The sequence below is a fragment of the Telluria sp. B2 genome (assembly GCF_051789535.1).
GTDB lineage: Bacteria > Pseudomonadota > Gammaproteobacteria > Burkholderiales > Burkholderiaceae_D > Telluria.
Genome location: NZ_CP196525.1, coordinates 962,386 through 983,197, shown reverse-complemented (window position 1 = coordinate 983,197; position 20,812 = coordinate 962,386). Strand labels below are relative to the sequence as shown.

The window sequence follows — 20,812 nt, the reverse complement described above, 5'->3', positions numbered from 1 at the left end:
TTACCGTGTTCGCGGCCCAGCGCCGCGTCGCCCATTCAAGATGCTCACATTCCAACAAATCATCCTGACCTTGCAGACCTATTGGGACAAGCAAGGTTGCGCCCTGCTCCAGCCCTATGACATGGAAGTGGGCGCCGGCACCTTCCACACCGGCACTTTCCTGCGCGCGATCGGCCCCGAACCTTGGCGCGCCGCCTACGTCCAGCCTTCGCGCCGTCCGAAAGATGGCCGCTACGGCGAGAACCCGAACCGCCTGCAGCACTACTACCAGTACCAGGTCGTGCTGAAACCCGCGCCTGAAAACATCCTCGACCTCTACCTCGGCTCGCTCGAGGCGCTGGGCCTGGACCTCAAGAAGAACGACGTGCGCTTCGTCGAGGACGATTGGGAAAGCCCGACCCTGGGCGCCTGGGGCCTGGGCTGGGAAGTCTGGCTGAACGGCATGGAGGTGACCCAGTTCACCTACTTCCAGCAGGTCGGCGGCCTCGACTGCAAGCCGGTACTGGGCGAGATCACCTACGGCATCGAACGCCTGGCGATGTACCTGCAGGGCGTGGAAAACGTCTACGACCTGGTCTGGACCGAGTGGGAAGAGAACGGTGTGAAGAAGACGCTGAGCTACGGCGACGTGTTCCACCAGAACGAAGTCGAGCAGTCGACCTACAACTTCGAGCACGCCAACACCGAGCTGTTGTTCCAGGCGTTTGCGAATCACGAATCGGAAGCCAAGCGCCTGATCGAGCTGGAACTGACCTTGCCGGCCTACGAGCAGATCATGAAGGCTTCGCACAGCTTCAACATGCTGGACGCGCGCGGTGCCATCTCCGTGACCGAGCGCGCCGCCTACATCGGCCGCGTGCGCACCCTGTCGCGCCTGGTGGCCCAGGCTTACTACGACTCGCGCGAGAAGCTCGGCTTCCCCATGCTGCCCGCTTCTGCCGAAGCCACGGCCAACGCCGCAGCCTGAGCCCACGGAACAGACAAGAACAAACCATGAATCAAACTCTCCTCGTCGAAATCCAGACCGAAGAACTGCCGCCGAAGGCGCTCGTCAAACTGGGCGCTGCCTTCGCCAACGGCATCGCCAACGGCCTGAAGGCGCGCGACTTCCTCGAAGCCGACAGCGTCGCCACCACCCACGCCACCCCGCGCCGCCTGGCGGTCACCATCACGAACGTGCGCGCCACCTCGCCGGACAAGTCGATCCGCGAAAAAGTGCTGCCGGTCTCGGTCGCCCTCGATAAGGAAGGCAATCCGAGCGCACCGCTGGCCAAGAAACTGGCCGCCCTCGGCTTCCCCGACCTGCAGATCAGCGACCTCGAACGCGCCCAGGACGGCAAGGCCGAATCCTTCTTCTACACCTACACCGCAAGCGGCAGCCAGCTTGCCGGCGCCCTGCAGGACGTCCTGCAGGAGACCGTCGCCAAGTTGCCGATCCCGAAGGTCATGAGCTACCAGCGCCCGGACGGCGAGACCGTGCAGTTCGTGCGCCCGGTGCACCTGCTGCTGGCCCTGCACGGCGACCAGGTGCTGCCGCTGACCCTGCTGGGCCTCGAAGCCGGCCGCGCCACCATGGGCCACCGCTTCCTGTCGCATGGCGAGAGAATCGCCGTCCCGCACGCCGACCAGTATGCGGCCGTGCTGGAAAACGAAGGCAAGGTGCTCTCCTCCGCCGAAGCGCGCAAGGAAAGCATCCGCACGCAGCTGCTGGAGAAAGCGGGCGCCGACCAGGTGCTGATGCCCGAATCGCTGCTGGACGAAGTGGCGGCCCTGGTCGAATGGCCGGTGGTCTACGAATGCCGCTTCGAGGACGAATTCCTGGCCGTGCCGCAGGAATGCCTGATCCTGACGATGCAGACCAATCAAAAATACTTCGCGCTGACCGATGCGAACGGAAAACTGCGCTCGCGCTTCCTGATCGTCTCGAACCTGGCAACCGATGACCCATCGGCCATCATCGGCGGCAACGAGCGCGTGGTGCGCCCGCGCCTGTCGGACGCCAAGTTCTTCTTCGAGCAGGACAAGAAAAAGACGCTGGAGTCGCGCCTGCCGCAGCTGGCGAACGTGGTCTACCACAACAAGCTGGGCACCCAGGCCGCGCGCTCGGAGCGCGTAACGAAGCTGGCCACCAGCATCGCCAGGCGCCTGGGCTATGACGTGGCGCTGGCCGAACGCGGCGCGCGCCTGGCCAAGGCCGACCTGCTGACCGACATGGTCGGCGAGTTCCCCGAGTTGCAGGGCATCATGGGCACCTATTACGCCCGCCACGACGGCGAGCCGGAAGAAGTGGCCCTGGCTGCCTCCGAACACTACCAGCCGCGCTTTGCCGGCGACGCCCTGCCTTCCACCAATACCGGCCTCGTCGTCGCGCTGGCCGACAAGCTCGAGACCCTGGTCGGCATCTGGGCCATCGGCCTGCAGCCGACCGGCGAGAAGGATCCGTTCGCGCTGCGCCGCCACGCCCTGGGCGTGATGCGCATGCTGGTCGAGAAGCGCCTGCCGCTGTCGATCTCCGAGCTGCTGGTGGACGCCGTTGCCGTGTTCGAAGGCCAGGCCGCCTTCAAGGACCCGACCGCCGAAGTGAAGGCCTTCATGCTCGACCGCCTGCGCGGCATGCTGCGCGAGCGCGGCTTCACGCCGAACGAAGTGGAAGCCGTGCTGGCCCAGAATCCGGACCGCGTCGACGATGTCGTCCAGCGCCTGGAAGCGGTGCAGGCCTTTGCCGCCCTGCCGGAGTCCGCCTCGCTGGCCGCCGCCAACAAGCGCATCACCAACATCCTCAAGAAGAACGAGGAAGCGATGCCGCAGGACGCCGCCGTCAAGGCCGAACTGCTGGTCGAGCCGGCGGAGAGCGCGCTGGCCGGCAAGATGAAGGCGCTCGAATCCGATGTCGCCGGCGCGTTCGCACAGGGCGACTTCACCGGCGCCCTGAAGACGCTGGCGCTGATGAAGGACGAAGTCGACGCCTTCTTCAACGACGTGATGGTGATGGCCGAGGACCTAGCGCTGCGCAACAACCGCCTGGCCCTGCTGTCCTCCCTGCACGGCATGATGAACCGCGTCGCCGACATCTCGAAGCTGGCGGCGTAAGGAGCTGGCCATGAAGCTGATCATCCTCGACCGCGACGGGGTCATCAACCACGATTCGCCGGATTTCATCAAGAGCCCGGCCGAGTGGGTGCCGATCCCCGGCTCGCTCGAGGCGATTGCCCGCCTGAACCAGGCGGGCTACCGCGTCATCATCGCCTCGAACCAGTCCGGCATCGCGCGCGAACTGTTCGACATGACGACCCTGAACGCGATCCACCAGAAGATGCACAACGCCGCCCAGCAGGTCGGCGCCGACATCGACGCGGTATTCTTCTGCCCGCACGCGGCCAGCGACAACTGCGACTGCAGGAAGCCGAAGGCCGGCATGTTCGAGGAGATCAGCAAGCGCTTCAAGGTCAGCCTGAAGGGCGTGCCGACCGTCGGCGATTCGCTGCGCGACCTGCAGGCCGGCTTCATCAGCGGCTGCGTGCCCTACCTGGTCCTGACCGGGAAGGGCGAAAAGACCCACCAGACGGGCGGCCTGCCGCCCGGCACCCAGGTGTTCCCGGACCTGGCCGCGATGGTCACGGCCTTCCTGAAAACGCCTTCCCCCGCTACTCCCAACTGATCCCAAGGAGACCACGTTCTTGCGTACCACCGTCCTGTTCCTGCGTTCCCTGCTGTTTACAATCGTGATGGTGCTCGCCACCGTGGTCTGGGCCTGCGTTTGCTTCCTGGCCGCGCCCCTGCCCTACAACAAGCGCTTCTGGGTGACCTCGCGCTGGAACGTCTTCATCATCTGGTGCGCGAAAGTCATCTGCGGCATCCGCTACCAGTTCAAGGGCTACGAGAACCTGCCGGACGGACCGGCCGTGATCCTGTCGAAGCACCAGTCGGCCTGGGAGACCATCTTCCTGCTGCCGAATCTCACGCGTCCGCTGGTCTTCGTCTTCAAGAAGGAAATCCTCTACATCCCCTTCTTCGGGTGGGCGATGGCGCTCCTGCGCATGATCCCGATCGACCGCAAGGAAGGCAAGAACGCTTTCGCCCATGTGGTCAGGCACGGCAAGCGCCGCCTGGCCGACGGCCAGTGGATCATCATGTTCCCGGAAGGGACGCGCATCCCTGTTGGAAAAAAGGGTAAATACAAGAGCGGCGGCACACGTTTGGCGATTGAAACCAATGCTGTGATCGTCCCGATCGCGCATAATTCAGGAGAATGCTGGCCCAAGAATTCGTTCATCAAACGACCGGGCCTGGTGACGGTATCGATTGGCAAACCGATATCGCCACAACACCACACTCCCGACAGCCTGATGCAAGAGGTCGAAAATTGGATAGAATCAGAAATGCGCGTCATTTCGCCCCACGTCTACACCGATGGCTGAACGAAGTTGGCGCCCTGATCCCAGCCTCCCCACCGCAGCACAGAATGAACTCCCCCAAGATCAACGGGCCCCAGCTAGACCTGTTCGCACAAACCTTATTGGAAGGGTCGGTAACAGCACCGGTGGCGCCGGCCCGAAGGCCTGTGCCGCCGCCGCCGCAACCCCTGTTCAAGGCGCCGCCCGCCCCGCCCCGCATCACCCTGCCCTCGCCGCCGCGCACGCCCGACGATCCGCCCCTCAAGCGCATCGTGCTGGGCCAGTACGCGGTCGACTATGAACTGAAACGCTCCTCGCGCCGCTCGATCGGCTTCATGATCGACGACGACGGCCTGCACGTGACGGCGCCGCGCCGCGCCACCCAGCCTTCGATCGAGGAAGCGATCCGCGCCAAGCAGCGCTGGATCCTGACCAAGCTGCATGAACGCGGAGAACGGCGTGCGCGCCACGCGCAGCGCGAGCCGCTGCGCTGGGAAGACGGCGCGCGCCTGCCCTACATGGGCGGCGAAATCACGCTGCGCCTCGAGACCGCGGCGCGCAGCCACTGCGTGTTCGATCCCGAGACGCGCGAGCTGCGGGTCGGCATAGTGGCGGGGCTGTCGGAATGGCAGCTCAAGGAACGCATCAAGCTGTGGTTCCAGGCCGAGGCCAAGCGCCTGTTCACCGAGCGCCTCGACCTGTACGCGCCGCGCCTGGACGTGCATTACCGCTCGATGACGCTGTCGTCGGCGAGTTCGCGCTGGGGTTCGTGCACGGTGGCCGGCAACATCCGCCTGAGCTGGCGCCTGATCCACTATCCGCTGGCGCTGATCGACTACGTGGTGGTGCACGAACTGGCGCACCTGCGCGAAATGAACCACAGCCCGCGCTTCTGGGCGGTGGTCGGGTCGGTGTATGCGGATTACGACGGCGCGCGCCTGGAGTTGCGGCGCAGGTCGCATGAGATGCCGGTGTTGTTTGCGGATTGAACCGGGTCGCGGTTGATCGAAGGGACGTAGGGTGGCCGGGTCTCCCGTCCACGCGTTCAACGAACATATGCGAATCGGCAGCGCCTAGAAAACGACGCCGCGCACATCCCTACCTCAGCGCATTCTCCCGCCGCGTCGCCGCCAGCATACGCATCGCCCCCTGCTGCGCCTCGTTCAGGCAGCGGTAGGGAATCGGCAGGGTCCCGCGCTTGAGGACCATCATGAAGCCGCGCGAATAGGTGCGCACCGCCGTCACGTCGGCCCAGTCGATCAGCGTGACGCCGCCACTGGTGCGCACGATGCCGTGGCGGTCGATGGTGAATTCATAGGTGCGCTGGCCGCGCCGCAGCAGCACGAAATGCAGCGCCGCGCTCGCGGTGCTCTTGACGCGCAAATACAGGCTGGCAGGCCAGCGCACGCGCCGGCGGCGGATCAGGAAGCCGCCGTGCTGCCACATGAAGCCGATGTATTCGCGCAGCGAATAACGGACAAAGAAATGCAGGTCGCATAGAACCGAACCGGCGGGGCTGGATGACGACGCCGGACTCCCCGCTGCAGCCTCATACAAACCGTCTTCCCTGCCATCGGCAGGCTGATGGGCCATCATGGCCATCGGCTTTGCGCTGCGCGCCGGTCCGGGGTGATTAGACGACAACATGCGCATCCCCTTTTTCTACCGAGCTCAAAAAGCAATGGTAACAAAACCTAGGAGATAATCCGTTGCAAGAGTTCAACAGTGCGCAGGGTCGCGCCACGATGGCGGCCGGCGAAGCCTGCTGCCTGCGCGCCCATCGCGGCGCGCGCGTCGGGATGCTGCAACAGGCGCAGCGCCTGCGCCACCAGGGCGTCCGCATCCGGTACGCGCAATGCGCCGCCGGCCGCGACCGCTTCTTCGGTCGCATCCAGGAAGTTGAAGGTGTGTTCGCCAACCAGCACCGGCTTGCCCAGGGCGCAGGCCTCGATCAGGTTCTGCCCGCCCAGGGGCAGCAGGCTGCCGCCGATGAAGGCGCAATCGCAGGCCGCGTAATAGGCGAACATCTCGCCCATCGAGTCCCCGAGCAGCACCTGCGCGTCGACCGGCTCCTCACCGATCTGCGAGCGGCGCTGCAGGCTCAGGCCGCGCGCACGCACCATCTGCGCCACCTCGTCGAAGCGCTGCGGATGGCGCGGCACGATCGCCAGCAGCGCGTTGGCCGGCTTGTCCGCCCGGCGCTGCCAGGCGTCGAGGATCAGGGCTTCCTCGCCGTCGCGCGTGCTGGCGCACAGGAACACGGGGCGATCGGGAAAGCGCGCGCGCAGCCAGGCGCCGGTGTCCAGCGCCGCCCGCGGCGGCACGACGTCGAACTTGATGCTGCCGGTGACGGCCACCTGCGGCGCGCCCAGCGAGCGGATGCGGACCGCGTCCGCCTCGGTCTGGGCCGCGACCACGGTCATGGCGCGCGCCGCGTCCATCATGATGCCGCCGAAGCGCTGGCCGCGGCGCAGCGAGCGCTCGGACAGGCGTGCATTCACCAGGGCCACCGGCACGTTTTCCGCGGCGCAGCCGGCGATCAGGTTCGGCCAGACCTCGGTCTCCATCAGGATGCACACGCGCGGCGCGAAGTGGTGCAGGAAGCGCCGCACCATGAAGCCGGTGTCGTAGGGAAGAAAGGACTGCACGACGCGCTCGCCGTGCTTGCCGAACAGCGCACGGCCGGTGGCGCGGCCGGTCGGCGTCATGTGGGTCAGCAGGATGCGGCAGTCGGGCCAGCGCGCCAGCAGCGCCTCGACCAGCGGCTCGGCGGCGCGCGTTTCGCCCACCGACACCGCATGCACCATGAAGGTCGGGCGCCCGGTTCCCTGCTCGTGCGCGGGCGCGCCGTAGAAGCCCAGGCGCTCGCCCCAGTGCGTCCGGTAGCCGGGCTCCTTGCGCCCGCGCCACCACAGGCGCGCCAGCACCAGCGGCAGCGCCAGCCACCACAGCAGCGAGTACAGGGTGCGGTTCATGATGCGCCGAGCAGGCTCCGCGCGGCGGCGATGACCTCGTCGCTCGATGGCGGCGCGCCCTTGTCGCCGAGGTTGACGATGCGCGGCGACCAGTTGCCCTCGGTCTTCCACTTCGGCGAGTCGCAATAGATCTCCACCGTCGGCCGGTAGAAGGCCGCGGCGATGTGGGTCAGCCCGGTATCGACACCGACCGCGAGCGCGGCCTGCTGGGCCAGCGTGACCGCATCCATCATCGACAGCTTCGGCAGCACGCGGGCGTTCGGCAGCGCGCCGGCCAGGCTTTCCGCTTCGCGCTTCTCGCCTTCCGAACCCCAGGGCAGCAGCACCGGCATCGGCGCCAGGGCCTTACCGAGCGCGATCCAGTTCCCGGGCGCCCACTTCTTGGCGTCGCGTGCGGTCCCGTGGAAGAACACGGCGTAGCCCTCGGCGGGAAGCCAGTCGGGACGCTGCGAGGCCTGCGGCGCCGGCAAGCCGAAATCGGGCGGCATATCGACAGGGTAGCCAAGCGCGGCGCCCGCCACCAGGCGGCCGCGCGCTACCGCGTGGGTACGCGGATCGAGCGGGATGCTCTCGGTGTGGAAGAAGCGCGAAACGCCTTCGTAGCCAGAGCCCTCGCTGCCGTTGGCCAGGCCCACCTTGCGCCCGCCCGGCTTGAGCCGCGCAGCGCCCATGATGATGCCGGTCTTGAGCAGGCCCTGGGTGTCGAACACGACGTCGTACTCTTCCTCGCGCAGGGTGCGGAAGAAAGCGCGGATTTCGGCGCGGTTGGCGGCATTGCCCAGCCCCTTGCGCCAGCGCCGCAGCGCGAACGGGATAATCTTGCGCACGTGCGGGTTCAGTCGCACCAGGCTGACATAGCCCTCCTCGACCACCCAGTCGATCGTGGCGTTCGGATGGTGACGCAGGATGTCGGCCACCATTGGCAAATTGTGCAGGACGTCGCCCAGCGACGACACCCGCACCAGCAGGATCTTCAAATCATTCTCGCTTCAGAACGGCAGTTGGGCATCCGGTTTGGCGGCCAGGATCACGCTGCGGAACTCATCCTGGATGCGCGCCAGCGCTTCCGGATTCTCGCCTTCGAAACGCAGCACCACCACCGGCGTCGTGTTCGACGAGCGCGCCAGGCCGAAGCCGTCCGCGTACTCGACGCGCAGGCCGTCGATGTCGTTGATCTTTTCCGACGTCGGGAAAGTGGCGTCGCTGCGCAGCTTGTCGATCAGCGCGAAGTTCTCGCCTTCCTTCAGGTGCAGGTGCAGCTCCGGCGTGCTGGTGGCGATCGGCAGCGCGTTCAGGACGCGCGAAGGATCGTCATGGCGGGTCAGGAGTTCGAGCATGCGCGCGCCCGAATACAGGCCGTCGTCGAAGCCGTACCAGCGGTCCTTGAAGAAGATGTGGCCGCTCATCTCGCCGCCCAGCGGAGCGCCGGTTTCCTTCAGCTTGGCCTTCACCAGCGAGTGGCCGGTCTTGTACATCAAGGGGCGGCCGCCGTGCTGCTCGATCCACGGGCCGAGGTGGCGCGTGCACTTGACGTCGTACAGGATCTCGGCGCCCGGATTGCGTTCCAGGACATCGGCGGCGAACAGCATCATCTGGCGGTCCGGATAGATGATCTGGCCGTCCTTGGTGACGATGCCGAGGCGGTCGCCGTCGCCGTCGAAGGCCAGGCCGATTTCGGCATCGGTGGTCTGCAGCGCGCGGATCAGGTCCTGCAGGTTTTCCGGATGCGCCGGGTCCGGGTGGTGGTTCGGGAAGTGGCCGTCCACTTCGCAGAACAGCTCGACCACCTCGCAGCCCATGCCGCGGTACAAGTCGCCCGCGAAGGCGCCGGCCACTCCGTTGCCGCAGTCGACCGCGATCTTGATCGGGCGCGCCACCTTGACGTCGCCGACGATGCGCTCGATGTAGGCGGCGCGGATGTCGTGGGTGGAGTAGGTTCCGGTGGCGGCATCCTTGTCGGCATCGGAACCGGTTTTCTTTTCTTCCGCCACGATGCTGTCGTACAGGCCGGTAATCGCATCGCCGTAGATCGCCTCGCCCGCCAGCACCATCTTGAAGCCGTTGTAGTCCGGCGGATTATGGCTGCCGGTGACCATGATGCCCGAGCGCGCACCCTCCAACACATTGGTCGCGAAATACACCATCGGCGTGGCGACCATCCCCAGGTCGATCACGTCGACGCCGGCGGCCTGCAGGCCTTCCGCCAGGGCGGCTGCCAGCGCCGGTCCCGACAGGCGGCCATCGCGGCCGATGACCACCTTGCGCTCTCCCTTGGCCAGCGCAGCGCGGCCAAAAGCCGCGCCAATCGCACGCGCCACGCCGACGTCGAGCGTGCTGTCGATCACGCCGCGAATGTCGTATGCCTTGAAAATCGTCTTGGAGAGAGCAACCATGTTCGACCTTAGAAAAACGGGCGGCAGCCGGCATCGTCCGGCCTGCGCATGCAGGAGGACGCGGCTTCGCCAAAAGTTAGAGGGATGACAAAACAGGGAGTATTGTAGCGGCAAGCGCACCAATGGGGGGTACCCATTGGTGCGCTTGCTTGTTTACGTTCCTGCTTGCTGGCTTCTTATCGGCGGGCGCCGGCAAGAAATAGACCAGACGCAGGATCAGACGCGCAGCTTGTCGAGCGACTTGCCGCCCTCGACCCATTCCTTGACCCATTTCGGCTGGCGACCGCGGCCGGTCCACTGCTGGGACGAATTGTCTGGATGACGGTAACGCACGGCAACCGAACCGGTTTTCGCGCCGCGGGCATTGGTGGCGATCAGGTCTTTCAGCGGCACGCCCACGCTTTGGGCAATGGCCAGGATCTGCTCGCGTGCCTTCTGCACCTCTTGTACCTCACGCTTTTTCATTTCCTGTTTGATTTGCTCCTGCAGGTTGCGCAAATCGCCTATGGACATATTTGACAGATCCATCATCGTTCCTCGAGAGTTGGGTTAATCCAATTCCGGTGAAATCTCACCAAATGTCGCAATATACTACAACGGCAATTTATTGCCAGTCCTTCTTGCGCCAAATCAGCCACCGTGGCGACCTGAATCGAACAATACGCGCATACAGCCAGAGGTAGCTGATAACGAACAATAAACAGAAAACTATCAGCACGCTTGTATTTTGCCAGAATAAAGTAGCCGGGATGACGGCCATGAGCGAAAAAAGCCACAAATAAGGCGAGGTGCGCGCATTACGCTTCAGCAGCGATCGTGCTTCTTTTTTACCCACCGTCCATCGCACTACCCGGCGGAAAATCAGGCTGTGCAGATGTATGCCGTCCGGCACCGCTGGTGATTTTCCCCGTACAAACATCCGTCGATAAGCAGAAAACATCGTTTCGAATGCGGGATATATCAGCAACAGGGCGGCATACCAGGTCGATACCTCGGGATTTCGCATTACCAGGAGCAATGCCAACTCGCCGAGCATGAATCCGATAAAGTAGGCCCCGCCATCGCCGAGGAATATCAGTCCCACCGGATAATTCCAGACAAGGAAACCAGCCGTGGCGCCAGCCACCATCAAGGCGGCAACCAGCACGAACACATCACCCACCTGCAACGCCACATAGGCAAGCGAAAGCAGCATACAAATGGTTACCATGCTGGCCAGGCCATTGAAGCCGTCGATGATATTCACCGCATTCGCGATGCCGGCCACGGCCAATATCGTCAGCGGCACCACGATCCAGGTCGAGGAGAGCAATACAGGCCCGAATGGCAGGTCGATGCGTGAGATTTTGGCGTCGAGCAGCAGATAACCCAGCATTGCCCCGGCCATGGTCAGCAGGAGCCGTCGCGACGGCCGCACAGTGCCGGTGTAATCCTCGACAATTCCACCAATAAAAGCGACGAAAGCGCTGACCAGCAGCGCCGTCATCCATTGCAGCATGATCGGTTCGCGCCAGATCGAAATGGCCGCGCTGACAAGCACCGCGAAATAGATCGGCAGGCCGCCGATGCGGGCTACCAGATGGGTATGCGCACGTTGCACGCCCTGGAAATCGGAATCCAGCGCAGGCGCGTGCAATTTCGCCTGCTTGATGACGAGCAGGGTCAGCAGGGTGGAACAGACGAAGCTAACCAGGAATGAAAACATGACGCTCCTGCGGTACCGACTCGGCAGGCAACGGCCTGCGACGCGCATGCGGCCAGGCAAGGCCATGCGGGGCTTGGAGCGCCTGCCACACCCGTACGGCGTTGCAAGGTCTCGCCCTCAGCGCCTTGCCCTGAGCTGAAGTCGGGCGCTCCGATGCGGGGCGGAGACAGCGGCTCCGTCACCCTTGCAAAAAGAGTAATTACATTGTAACCGCATAAACGCTGTCAATCTCGAACACGGCAGTTTATCGTGCAGGGAATGTGCACGATTGATCAAAATCGCCTGCGTAGGGAATGGAGGAAAAGCAAGACCGGCCGAGGCCGGCATCAGGAGAAATCACAGACCTCGGCATCCCGCAACGGCGTGCCTGCCCTGTCCTTTTCCGACAATATCGGCGCCCCGTCCAGCGGCCAGGCAATGGCCAATGCGGGATCGTTCCACAACAGGACGCGCTCGTGCGCAGGTGACCAGTAATCGGTGATCTTGTAGATGCATTCGGCGCCATCACCAAGCGCCAGGAAACCATGGGCGCAACCCGGGGGAATCCATAACTGGCGCCGGTTCCCGGCACTGAGCACGAGCGTCGTCGCCTGCCCGAAGGTGGGCGACGCACGGCGCATGTCGACCGCGACATCGAAAATCGTGCCCCGGATCACGCGCACCAGTTTGCCCTGCTGCTTTCCCACCTGGTAATGCAGGCCGCGCACGGTATTCGCCACCGAGAACGACTGGTTATCCTGGACAAAATGCAGGCGCAGGCCGGTGGCGCTTTCGAATGCGCGCTCATTGAAGGTTTCGAAGAATACCCCGCGCTCGTCCTCGTGGACCAGCGGCTCGATCAGCAGCACGCCGGGAATGGCGGTGGGATGCACTTTCATTCCAGCACCGAATTGTCCAGCAACTGGAGCAGGTATTTGCTGTCACTGGTGTGCTGGAATGGTCCAGCCAGGCTTTCCAGTTCAGCCGCGTCAATATAGCCCATACGAAATGCGGTTTCTCCGGGCATCGCGACTTTCAGTCCCTGGCGCTTTTCGATCGGCGCAATGAATTGCGCCGCGTCGAGCAGGGATTCGTGGGTGCCGGTATCGCGCCAGGCCATACCGGGCTCCATCGCTTCGACCGGCAATGATCCTGCTGCCAGATAAGCCCGGTTGATATCGGTAATTTCCAGTTCACCGCGCGCCGACGGCCGCAGGCCTGCCACGATATCACAGGCCAGATGCTCATAAAAGTAGAGTCCGGTAACTGCGTAATGCGATTGCGGGACGCGCGGTTTTTCTTCAATCGACAAAGCCCGGCCGGCTGCGCCGAATTCGATCACGCCATCAGGCTGCGGATTCTGGACGTGATAGGCGCACACGGTCGCGCCATCGTGCCGCGCATTTGCCGCCTGCAGGGTGCGTTCGAGACCGTGGCCATAAAAGATGTTGTCGCCCAGAGTCAGGGCCGAGGATCCACCTGCGAGGAAATCGCGCCCGATCAGATAAGCCTGGGCAATCTGTTCGGGCGCGGCCTCCATCGCATAATGCAAGGACAGGCCCCATTGACCGCCGTCGCCCAGCAATTGCGCAAAACGCGGCTGGTCCTGCTCGGTCGAGATAATCAGGATCTTCCGTATTCCGGCCTGCATCAGCGTCGTCAGCGGATAATAAATCATCGGCTTGTCGTACACCGGCATGAGCTGCTTCGATACCGCTGTCGTCGTCGGATACAGGCGCGTGCACGGGGAAGTGATCATTGGAACCAGTCCTGGGTCAATCGTACATGGTCGTACATGACCATTGTCCGGAGGTTTGCCCGGCAGGGCAAGGCGGCGGCATTGATACCGCCCACCACCAAAATCATTTAGTATGCCAGCACGGCCGGCGCCGCGCCTGTGCCGGTATGATCGAACAAGAACAAGGGGCGCGGCGCGCGGCCGCGTCCGGAAATGACCACACGATGAAAACCTATGTCATAGGCGACCTGCAGGGTTGCGCCCACGAGGCCCAGGCCCTGCTCGACAAGATCGCCGCGGATGCCGCTGGCGACGCCCGCATCCTGTTTGTCGGCGACCTGATCAACCGCGGCCCGGAGTCGCTGATGGCGCTGCGCCGCATGAAGGCGCTGTCGGAAGCGAGCGGCGGACGGGTTGAAGCCCTGCTCGGCAACCACGACCTGCACCTGCTGGCGGTCGCCGTCGGCGCCCAGAAGGCGAGCAGGTCCGACACCCTCGACGAAATCCTGGCCGCCCCCGACCTCGACGAGCTGGTCGCCTGGCTGCGCGCGCGTCCGCTGGCGATGTTCGTCGACGCCCACCTGATGGTGCATGCGGGCGTGGCCCCGCAATGGGATGCGGCCAAGACCATGGCGCTGGCGGGCGAAGTCGAGGCCGTGCTGCGCGGCGACGGCTGGATCGATTTCCTGGGCCGGATGTACGGCAACCAGCCCGACCGCTGGGACGACAGTCTGGAAGGCATCGCGCGCCTGCGCTGCATCGTCAACGCCCTCACCCGCATGCGCCTGTGCCTGCCCGACGGCACCATGGATTTCGCGCACAAGGAAAGCGAGAACGGGCCGGAGGGCTCGGGACTGGTGCCCTGGTTCGACCTGCCGGGCCGCCGGACAAGCGACGTGACCGTGGTGTTCGGGCACTGGTCCGCGCTTGGGCTGGTGCTGCGCCCCAACCTGGTGGGACTCGACAGCGGCTGCGTCTGGGGCGGAAAGCTGACCGCGGTGTGCCTGGACGACCGGACGTTGTTGCAGGTGGATTGTCCGGAGTACCGGCCGGTAGGGTGGACTCCCGAGTCCACGCGGTGATGGTTACCGTATGCCGCGCCGCGCGCGAAGATCTTGCCAATCGCTTTTCGTAGGGTGGGTTCTCGAACCCACGCCGTGCCTCGCGTGCTGATCGAAACGCATGCCAACGAAAAAGGCCGATGATCAGCGCGTTTCCGCGAGATCATCGGCCTCGTTTTTTTCAATCGCCGTAGCGCGTGGGCACAAGTGCCCACCCTACGACACCGGGGCTCTCCTGTCGAGAGCATTTGCCACAGCATCGTGCGCCGCCGCCGCCAGCTCGCGCCGGTGGGCGCCGGCCGCATCGAGCGGCGCCAGGCAGTGCAACCGCGCGCGGATCGGCCCGCCGCGCAGGATGGTCAGGATGCTGTCGACAAAGGTGATCTCGCCGACGTAATCGACGTTCGGATGCCAGGCACCGGCTTCATCCAGGTAGGCCAGCGCACAGGGCTGCACCGGCACGGCGGCGTCGATCGCCGCCTCGAACAGGTTGGCGTGAAATGGCAGCACCTGGCCCTGCTGCGCGACCGTCCCCTCGGGGAAGAAGGCGACCCGCTCGCCCTGCTCCAGCACGCTCACAATGCCCTTGAAGATGTGGCGCAGTTCGCGCCGGTTGCCGCGCGCGATGAAGACGGTGCCGGCCGCCGCGACCAGCCAGCCGAGCACTGGCCAGGCGCGGATCTCGGCCTTGGCCACGAAGCGGCAGGGGTGCAGCGAATTGATGACGAAGATGTCCAGCCAGGACACGTGGTTGGAGACGAACAGCGCGTGTTCGAGCACGGGCGCGCCGCCTTCCCCCTCGACGCGCACGCCGCAGATGGCCAGCAGGCGGCGCGACCAGCGCCGCGTGAGCGCGTCGCGCAGCTTCCTGCGCGCCCAGGGGAAGACCAGCGCGCAGGTCGCCAGGCCAGCCAGCAGATGGAGGACGACGCGCGCAAGGCGCCAGGCTAGCCGCAAACGGAGCATGGGATCGAACGGGAAAGGAAAACGGACGACGGGACGCGAAGTCCAGGCACGGCGCTGGCGCGCCGTGCCTGGGCTTTAACGCTGGTAGGCGACACGGCCGCCGACGACGGTCGCTTGCACCTGCCCGGTCACTTCGTAGCCGAGGAAAGGCGTGTGCTTGCCCTGGCTCGCCAGCGCCGCGCCTTCTACCAGCCAGCGCTTCGCCGGGTCGAAGACGACGACATCGGCCGCCGCGCCCGGCGCCAGCTGGCCAGCGTCCAGGCCGGCGGTACGCGCCGCCTGCGAGGTGATCTTCGCCAGCGCGCGCAGGAGCGCCGCGTCGCCGTGCAGTTCCTCGGCCCATTTCAGGGTAAGCGAGAGCAGCAGCTCGAGACCGGTCGCGCCGGGCGAGGCTTCGGCGAAGGGCAGCAGCTTTTCGTCGTCATCGACCGGGGTGTGGTCCGAGCAGATCGCGTCGACCGTGCCGTCGATGAGGCCGGCGCGGATGGCGTCGCGGTCACGCTGGGTGCGCAGCGGCGGCGTCAGGCGCGCGTTCGAATCGAAGAAGCCGATGTCGGCGTCGGTCATGTGCAGGTGGTGCACGCCGACGTCGCAGGTGACCGGCAGGCCTTCGGCCTTGGCGGCGCGCACCAGCTCCAGGCCGGCGGCGGACGACATGCGGCACAGGTGCACGCGCGCGCCGGTGGCGCGCACCAGCTCGAAGATCGTGTGCAGGGCGATGGTCTCGGCCATCACCGGCACGCCGGACAGGCCCAGGCGCGAGGCCAGCGGGCCGCTGTGGGCCACGCCGCCGCGGCCGATGTGCGCATCCTGGGGACGCAGCCAGACCGTGTAGCCGAAGGTTTTCGCATACTGCAGCGCGCGCAGCAGCACGTTGGTGTCGAGGATCGGCACCTCGGCCTGGGCGAAGCCGATGCAGCCGGCCTCGGTCAGCTCGGCCATTTCCGTCAGCGCCTGCCCCTTCAGGCCCATGGTCAGCGCACCCAGCGGGTGCACGTTGGCCTGGTTCAGGTTGCGCGCGCGATGCTTGAGCATCTCGACCAGGCCCGGCTCGTCCAGCACCGGGTCGGTGTCCGGCGGGCAGACCAGCGTGGTCACGCCGCCCTGGATCGCCGCCTGCATTTCCGATTCCAGGGTCGCCTTGTATTCGTAGCCCGGCTCGCGCAGGCGCGCCGAGAGGTCGACCAGGCCCGGCGCGACCACGAGGCCGGTCGCGTCGATGGTGGAATCGGCCGTGAAGCCTTCCGGCGCATCGCCGATCGCGGCGACCTTGCCGTCCGCGATGAAGAGATCCGTCACCTGGTCGATGCCGTTTGCCGGGTCGATCAGGCGCCCGTTCTTGATATGTAATTTCATCCGTGCGAAGTTCAAACCCTGCCTCCCGCCAAAATACTCATCACTGCCATGCGCACCGCGATACCGAAGGTCACCTGCGGCAGGATCACCGCCTGCTTGCCGTCGGCCACCGCCGAGTCGATTTCCACGCCGCGGTTCATCGGACCCGGGTGCATCACGATCGCGTCCGGTTTCGCCAGCGCCAGGCGCTCCGGCGTCAGGCCGTAGCTCTTGAAGTACTCCTGCGCCGAGGGCAGCAGCGCGCCCGACATGCGTTCGTTCTGCAGGCGCAGCATGATGATCACGTCGACGTCCTTCAGGCCTTCGTCCATGTTGTTGAAGACGCGCACGCCCATGTGCTCCAGGCCGCCCGGCAGCAGGGTCTGCGGGCCGATGGCGCGCACTTCCGGCACGCCCAGGGTGGTCAGCGCATGGATGTCCGAACGCGCCACGCGGCTGTGCAGGATGTCGCCGACGATGGCCACGCGCAGGTTCGTGAAATCCTTTTTGTAGTGCCGGATCGTGTACATGTCGAGCAGGCCCTGGGTCGGGTGCGCGTGGCGCCCGTCGCCAGCGTTGACGACGTGGATGTCCTTCTGGCCGGTCTTGTTCAGGTGCTGGGCGATCAGGTAGGGCGCGCCCGACTGCGCGTGGCGCACCACGAACATGTCGGCATGCATGGCCGCCAGGTTGTCGATGGTGTCGAGCAGCGACTCGCCCTTGGAGGTCGACGAAGCCTGGATGTTCAGGTTGATGACGTCGGCCGACAGGCGCTTGGAGGCGATCTCGAAGGTGGTGCGGGTGCGCGTGGAGTTCTCGAAGAACAGGTTGAACACGCTCTTGCCGCGCATGAGCGGCACCTTCTTCACTTCGCGGTCGGAGATGCCGACGAAACTCGATGCGGTGTCGAGGATGTGATTGATGATGGCTTTCGGCAGTCCCTCGATGGTCAGCAGGTGCTGCAGCTCGCCATTCTTGTTCAGTTGCGGGTTATTGTTCAGAATCGGCATTATCGTCTTCGATGGTGAGCGAGAGTTGGCCGGCGGCGTCGCGCGCCAGCGACAGCAGCTGATGGCCTTCCAGGGTGGTGCGCACGCCCACGAAGTCCGGCGCCACCGGCAGTTCGCGTCCGCCGCGGTCGGCCAGCGCCGCCAGCTTGATGCAGGCCGGGCGGCCGTAGTCGAACAGCACGTTGATCGCGGCGCGCGTGGTGCGGCCGGTGAACAGCACGTCGTCGACCAGCACGATAGTCGCGCCGTCGACGTTGAAGCCGATGTGGGTCGGCTTCACGTCCGGATGCAGGCCCTTCTTCGCGTAGTCGTCACGGTAGAACGAGACGTCGATGAAGCCCAGGCGCGCTTTCAGGTCGAGGTCCGAGGCGAGGCGCTCGGCCAGCCAGGCGCCGCCCGAATGGATGCCGACGATGGCGGCATCCGGCACACCGGCCAGGCCCGTGCGTACCTGTTCGAGCAGGGCGCGGTACAGCGCCTCCGCGTCGAAGTCGTGATTAGTTGTTGGCATGATCGTCAAAGTACTGTTGCAAAATGATGGCGGCCGCCTTGGCGTCGATGCGCTCGCCACGCTTGGAGGGGATGACGGCCGAAGAATAACGTTCGTCGACCAGCTCGACGGGCAGGTTGAAGCGGCCATTGAGCTGGTTGGCGAAGCGGCGCGAGCGCAGGGTCATGTCGTGCTCGGCGCCGTCGGGGTGGCGCGGCTCGCCGACGACGAGGCGCGCCGGGCGCCACTGCGCGATCAGCTCGCCGATCAGCTTGAAGCGCGTGGCGTTGTCGATGGCATCGATGATGGTCAGTGGTTGCGCCTGCCCGGTGAGCGTGTTGCCCATCGCGATGCCGATGCGCTTCACGCCGAAGTCGAACCCAAGAACGATATCAACCATTGTCACGCATGGCCGGCCTCGGTGGCGAGCATCATCGGGTCGATGCCCAGCAGTTTGATGGCGGCGTTGTAGCGCTCCTCGATCGGCAAGTCGAACAGCACGTGGGCGTCGGCGCCCACGGTGAGCCAGCCGTTGCGCGAGATTTCTTCCTCGAGCTGGCCCGGGCTCCAGCCGGCATAGCCGATGGAGACCAGCATGCGCGAAGGACCGGCGCCGCTGGCGACCGCCTCGAGCACGTCGATCGAGGTGGTGAAAGCCACTTCGTCGGTAACGTTGAGTGAGGACGAATAGCGTCCGCCAGGGCTGTGCAGCACGAAGCCGCGGTCGTCCTGGACCGGGCCGCCGAACATGATCGGTTCGTCCACGACGGCCGAGCGCAGGCCGTCAGCCACTTTCAGGTCGATGCGGTCGAACAGCACCTCCATCGTCATGTCGGTCGGCTTGTTGATGACCACGCCGAGCACGCCCTTCTCGTTGTGCTCGCAGATGTAGACCACCGCACCGCCGAAGATCGGGTCTTCCATGGACGGCATGGCGATGAGGAAATGATTGGCTAAGTTCAACCCAGATGGTGCCGGACCGATGTTTCCAAGGGTTTCGCCTTGCTGCGGCAGGCCGGCCATGGGTAGAGCGTTGCCGATTTTGCTCTTCTTCATACGCTGACTCTCTCTTGGCTCACTCTCTGATTGACCACTGGTATCCAGACTACAACATTAGGCTTTTCGTTAGTTTACACTGAAACGCACAACCGGCCATCCGGCAGCGCGGTTGCGCGTGCGACGACACGGTTGACATGAAGGGCTACCTGGGGATCGTAGCCAGTAAAATGACCGGCCGTGTTGACTGAACACACAATGATGCCGATAAGCAAGTCTCTCGTCTGGTTCCGCCGCGACCTGCGCGCTTTCGACCACGCCGCCCTGCACCACGCCCTGCGCGCATCGCACAGCGTGCACTGCGTGTTCGTCTTCGACACCGCCATCCTCGCCGGCCTGCCGCGCCAGGATGGGCGCCTGCGTTTCATCCACGCCAGCCTGGTCGAACTCGATGCCGAACTGCGCCGGCTCGGCGGCGGCCTGCTCGTGCGCCAGGGCGCGGCGCGCAGCATCATCCCGGCGCTTGCCGCCGAGCTGGACGTGGACGCGGTCCACGTCAACGGCGACTACGAGCCGGATGCGATCGCGCGCGATGCGCTTGTCGCCGAAGCGCTGGCGGCGGACGGGCGCACACTGCTCAGCTACAAGGACCAGGTGGTGTTCGAGAAAAGCGAGGTCCTGACACTGGCCGGCCAGCCCTATGGCGTGTTCACGCCCTACAAGAATGCCTGGCTCAAGCGCCTGGCCGCGCAGCCGGAAGCGCTGGCGCCGTGGCCGGTCGAGCCCCATGCGGCCGCGTTCGCGCAGCCGGCGGCGCCGGCCATGCCGAGCCTGGGCGAACTCGGCTTCGACGACGGTCCTTCGCCTGTCGCGCCGGGCATGTCGGGCGCCACGACGCAGTTCGAAACCTTCCTTCCGCGCCTGGCGGACTACGGAAAGGCGCGCGACTTTCCGGCGCAACCAGGCACTTCGCAGTTGTCGGTACACCTGCGCTTCGGCACCACCTCGGTGCGCCACCTGGTGCGCACCCTGCAGCAGATGATGGCCATGGGCGCCGGCGGCAGCGGCGCGCCGGTGTGGCTGTCGGAACTCGTCTGGCGCGAGTTCTACGCGATGATCCTGTTCCACCATCCGCACGTGGCCGAGCGTGCCTTCAAGCCGGCCTTCGATGCGGTCGAATGGGAAGCGGGCGAGGAGGCGCAAGCCTTGTTCGCGGCCTGGTGCGCGGGCCGCACCGGCTATCCGCTGGTCGACGCGGCGATGGCCCAGCTCAACCGGACCGGCTTCATGCACAACCGCCTGCGCATGGTGACGGCCAGCTTTCTCGTGAAGGACCTCGGCATCGACTGGCGCTGGGGCGAGCGTTACTTCGCGCGCCATCTTCTCGATTACGACCTGGCCTCGAACGTGGGCGGCTGGCAGTGGGCGGCCTCCACCGGCTGCGACGCCCAGCCCTGGTTCAGGATTTTTAACCCGGTGACGCAGTCACAGAAGTTCGATGCGCGCGGGGAGTTCATTCGGCAATATCTGCCGCAGCTGGGCAAACTGGCTGCGCGCGATATCCACGCGCCGTGGCTGGTGCCGGCCGATGAGCTGGCGGAGTGTGGTGTAGTGCTGGGGCGCGATTATCCGGCGCCCATCGTAAAGCATGAGGAAGCGCGCCAGAAAACGTTGGCGCGGTTTGCGGTCATCAAAGCACCCACGCCGCCAGTCGAAGGGACGTAGCGTGGGCGGCTTCGCCGCCCACGCGTTCAACCAGCAGGTGAGCTT

General features: G+C 65.2%; 21 protein-coding genes. 7 read left to right on the top strand and 14 right to left on the bottom strand.

Annotation, left to right across the window (positions count from 1 at the left end):
• The first annotated feature begins 40 nt into the window (after positions 1–40).
• From glyQ to ACSUZJ_RS04460, 5 genes are all read left to right on the top strand, one after another.
• Entirely contained in the window at positions 41–967 is a 927-nt protein-coding gene (glyQ, locus tag ACSUZJ_RS04480) for a glycine--tRNA ligase subunit alpha (RefSeq protein ID WP_499413672.1), read from the top strand.
• Between the two features lie 26 nt (positions 968–993).
• A complete protein-coding gene (glyS, locus tag ACSUZJ_RS04475) occupies positions 994–3,090 on the top strand; it encodes a glycine--tRNA ligase subunit beta (RefSeq protein WP_499413670.1) in 2,097 nt (698 codons plus the stop codon).
• A 10-nt stretch (positions 3,091–3,100) separates the two neighbouring features.
• A complete protein-coding gene (gene gmhB / locus ACSUZJ_RS04470) occupies positions 3,101–3,658 on the top strand; it encodes a D-glycero-beta-D-manno-heptose 1,7-bisphosphate 7-phosphatase (protein ID WP_499413668.1) in 558 nt (185 codons plus the stop codon).
• Positions 3,659–3,725: 67 nt separating this feature from the next.
• Entirely contained in the window at positions 3,726–4,418 is a 693-nt protein-coding gene (locus tag ACSUZJ_RS04465) for a lysophospholipid acyltransferase family protein (protein ID WP_499416441.1), read from the top strand.
• A gap of 44 nt (positions 4,419–4,462) precedes the next feature.
• The gene (locus ACSUZJ_RS04460; RefSeq protein ID WP_499413666.1) at positions 4,463–5,383 is read left to right on the top strand and encodes a M48 family metallopeptidase; all 921 of its coding nucleotides are present in this window, start codon (positions 4,463–4,465) and stop codon (positions 5,381–5,383) included.
• A gap of 109 nt (positions 5,384–5,492) precedes the next feature.
• Here ACSUZJ_RS04460 and ACSUZJ_RS04455 read toward each other — a convergent pair whose 3' ends face one another.
• The 8 genes from ACSUZJ_RS04455 to rfbA form a co-directional block, all read right to left on the bottom strand.
• Positions 5,493–6,041, bottom strand: coding sequence for a YcxB family protein (locus tag ACSUZJ_RS04455; protein ID WP_499413664.1), 549 nt, complete (start codon positions 6,039–6,041; stop codon positions 5,493–5,495).
• 47 nt (positions 6,042–6,088) lie between these two features.
• Positions 6,089–7,369, bottom strand: a complete 1,281-nt coding sequence (waaA, locus tag ACSUZJ_RS04450; RefSeq protein ID WP_499413662.1) for a lipid IV(A) 3-deoxy-D-manno-octulosonic acid transferase — start codon at positions 7,367–7,369, stop codon at positions 6,089–6,091.
• The gene (gene waaC, locus ACSUZJ_RS04445; RefSeq protein ID WP_499413660.1) at positions 7,366–8,346 is read right to left on the bottom strand and encodes a lipopolysaccharide heptosyltransferase I; all 981 of its coding nucleotides are present in this window, start codon (positions 8,344–8,346) and stop codon (positions 7,366–7,368) included. The genes waaA and waaC overlap by 4 nt, the downstream gene beginning before the upstream one ends.
• 12 nt (positions 8,347–8,358) lie before the next feature.
• Positions 8,359–9,762, bottom strand: coding sequence for a phosphomannomutase/phosphoglucomutase (locus tag ACSUZJ_RS04440; RefSeq protein ID WP_499413658.1), 1,404 nt, complete (start codon positions 9,760–9,762; stop codon positions 8,359–8,361).
• A 216-nt stretch (positions 9,763–9,978) separates the two neighbouring features.
• Positions 9,979–10,290, bottom strand: a complete 312-nt coding sequence (locus tag ACSUZJ_RS04435) for an H-NS histone family protein (RefSeq protein WP_499416439.1) — start codon at positions 10,288–10,290, stop codon at positions 9,979–9,981.
• 76 nt (positions 10,291–10,366) lie between these two features.
• A complete protein-coding gene (locus ACSUZJ_RS04430; RefSeq protein WP_499413656.1) occupies positions 10,367–11,467 on the bottom strand; it encodes an MraY family glycosyltransferase in 1,101 nt (366 codons plus the stop codon).
• A 326-nt stretch (positions 11,468–11,793) separates the two neighbouring features.
• The gene (rfbC, locus tag ACSUZJ_RS04425) at positions 11,794–12,345 is read right to left on the bottom strand and encodes a dTDP-4-dehydrorhamnose 3,5-epimerase (protein WP_499413654.1); all 552 of its coding nucleotides are present in this window, start codon (positions 12,343–12,345) and stop codon (positions 11,794–11,796) included.
• Complete coding sequence (gene rfbA / locus ACSUZJ_RS04420; RefSeq protein ID WP_499413652.1) at positions 12,342–13,205, bottom strand: glucose-1-phosphate thymidylyltransferase RfbA; 864 nt, start codon at positions 13,203–13,205, stop codon at positions 12,342–12,344. The genes rfbC and rfbA overlap by 4 nt, the downstream gene beginning before the upstream one ends.
• A 203-nt stretch (positions 13,206–13,408) precedes the next feature.
• Between rfbA and ACSUZJ_RS04415 the strand changes: the two genes are divergently transcribed.
• Positions 13,409–14,266, top strand: a complete 858-nt coding sequence (locus ACSUZJ_RS04415) for a symmetrical bis(5'-nucleosyl)-tetraphosphatase (RefSeq protein WP_499413650.1) — start codon at positions 13,409–13,411, stop codon at positions 14,264–14,266.
• A 195-nt stretch (positions 14,267–14,461) separates the two neighbouring features.
• On the opposite strand, the gene ACSUZJ_RS04410 is transcribed toward ACSUZJ_RS04415, so the two are convergent.
• The 6 genes from ACSUZJ_RS04410 to ACSUZJ_RS04385 all read right to left on the bottom strand — a co-directional run bounded on the left by ACSUZJ_RS04410 (position 14,462) and on the right by ACSUZJ_RS04385 (position 19,102).
• A complete protein-coding gene (locus ACSUZJ_RS04410; RefSeq protein ID WP_499413648.1) occupies positions 14,462–15,211 on the bottom strand; it encodes a lysophospholipid acyltransferase family protein in 750 nt (249 codons plus the stop codon).
• Between the two features lie 75 nt (positions 15,212–15,286).
• Positions 15,287–16,567, bottom strand: a complete 1,281-nt coding sequence (locus tag ACSUZJ_RS04405) for a dihydroorotase (RefSeq protein ID WP_499413646.1) — start codon at positions 16,565–16,567, stop codon at positions 15,287–15,289.
• Positions 16,568–16,578: 11 nt separating this feature from the next.
• Positions 16,579–17,556, bottom strand: coding sequence for an aspartate carbamoyltransferase catalytic subunit (locus ACSUZJ_RS04400; protein WP_499413644.1), 978 nt, complete (start codon positions 17,554–17,556; stop codon positions 16,579–16,581).
• Positions 17,537–18,067, bottom strand: coding sequence for a bifunctional pyr operon transcriptional regulator/uracil phosphoribosyltransferase PyrR (gene pyrR / locus ACSUZJ_RS04395; RefSeq protein WP_499413642.1), 531 nt, complete (start codon positions 18,065–18,067; stop codon positions 17,537–17,539). Before pyrR ends, ACSUZJ_RS04400 begins: the two co-directional genes overlap by 20 nt.
• Positions 18,054–18,446, bottom strand: coding sequence for a Holliday junction resolvase RuvX (gene ruvX, locus ACSUZJ_RS04390; protein WP_499413640.1), 393 nt, complete (start codon positions 18,444–18,446; stop codon positions 18,054–18,056). The genes pyrR and ruvX overlap by 14 nt, the downstream gene beginning before the upstream one ends.
• A gap of 2 nt (positions 18,447–18,448) precedes the next feature.
• Entirely contained in the window at positions 18,449–19,102 is a 654-nt protein-coding gene (locus ACSUZJ_RS04385) for a YqgE/AlgH family protein (RefSeq protein WP_499413638.1), read from the bottom strand.
• 201 nt (positions 19,103–19,303) lie between these two features.
• Here ACSUZJ_RS04385 and ACSUZJ_RS04380 point away from each other — a divergent pair, with 201 nt between their 5' ends.
• Complete coding sequence (locus ACSUZJ_RS04380; RefSeq protein WP_499416437.1) at positions 19,304–20,767, top strand: cryptochrome/photolyase family protein; 1,464 nt, start codon at positions 19,304–19,306, stop codon at positions 20,765–20,767.
• Positions 20,768–20,812 lie beyond the last annotated feature (45 nt).

Coding starts and splice junctions, on each gene's coding strand:
- rfbC (WP_499413654.1), bottom strand. CDS start 12,345: ATGAAAGTGCATCCCACCGCCATTCCCGGCGTGCTGCTGATCGAGCCG.
- ACSUZJ_RS04385 (WP_499413638.1), bottom strand. CDS start 19,102: ATGAAGAAGAGCAAAATCGGCAACGCTCTACCCATGGCCGGCCTGCCG.
- pyrR (WP_499413642.1), bottom strand. CDS start 18,067: ATGCCAACAACTAATCACGACTTCGACGCGGAGGCGCTGTACCGCGCC.
- waaA (WP_499413662.1), bottom strand. CDS start 7,369: ATGAACCGCACCCTGTACTCGCTGCTGTGGTGGCTGGCGCTGCCGCTG.
- ACSUZJ_RS04460 (WP_499413666.1), top strand. CDS start 4,463: ATGAACTCCCCCAAGATCAACGGGCCCCAGCTAGACCTGTTCGCACAA.
- ACSUZJ_RS04410 (WP_499413648.1), bottom strand. CDS start 15,211: ATGCTCCGTTTGCGGCTAGCCTGGCGCCTTGCGCGCGTCGTCCTCCAT.
- ACSUZJ_RS04380 (WP_499416437.1), top strand. CDS start 19,304: ATGCCGATAAGCAAGTCTCTCGTCTGGTTCCGCCGCGACCTGCGCGCT.
- ruvX (WP_499413640.1), bottom strand. CDS start 18,446: ATGGTTGATATCGTTCTTGGGTTCGACTTCGGCGTGAAGCGCATCGGC.
- gmhB (WP_499413668.1), top strand. CDS start 3,101: ATGAAGCTGATCATCCTCGACCGCGACGGGGTCATCAACCACGATTCG.
- ACSUZJ_RS04415 (WP_499413650.1), top strand. CDS start 13,409: ATGAAAACCTATGTCATAGGCGACCTGCAGGGTTGCGCCCACGAGGCC.
- ACSUZJ_RS04435 (WP_499416439.1), bottom strand. CDS start 10,290: ATGGATCTGTCAAATATGTCCATAGGCGATTTGCGCAACCTGCAGGAG.
- glyQ (WP_499413672.1), top strand. CDS start 41: ATGCTCACATTCCAACAAATCATCCTGACCTTGCAGACCTATTGGGAC.
- ACSUZJ_RS04430 (WP_499413656.1), bottom strand. CDS start 11,467: ATGTTTTCATTCCTGGTTAGCTTCGTCTGTTCCACCCTGCTGACCCTG.
- ACSUZJ_RS04440 (WP_499413658.1), bottom strand. CDS start 9,762: ATGGTTGCTCTCTCCAAGACGATTTTCAAGGCATACGACATTCGCGGC.
- ACSUZJ_RS04405 (WP_499413646.1), bottom strand. CDS start 16,567: ATGAAATTACATATCAAGAACGGGCGCCTGATCGACCCGGCAAACGGC.
- rfbA (WP_499413652.1), bottom strand. CDS start 13,205: ATGATCACTTCCCCGTGCACGCGCCTGTATCCGACGACGACAGCGGTA.
- ACSUZJ_RS04400 (WP_499413644.1), bottom strand. CDS start 17,556: ATGCCGATTCTGAACAATAACCCGCAACTGAACAAGAATGGCGAGCTG.
- ACSUZJ_RS04455 (WP_499413664.1), bottom strand. CDS start 6,041: ATGTTGTCGTCTAATCACCCCGGACCGGCGCGCAGCGCAAAGCCGATG.
- glyS (WP_499413670.1), top strand. CDS start 994: ATGAATCAAACTCTCCTCGTCGAAATCCAGACCGAAGAACTGCCGCCG.
- ACSUZJ_RS04465 (WP_499416441.1), top strand. CDS start 3,726: ATGGTGCTCGCCACCGTGGTCTGGGCCTGCGTTTGCTTCCTGGCCGCG.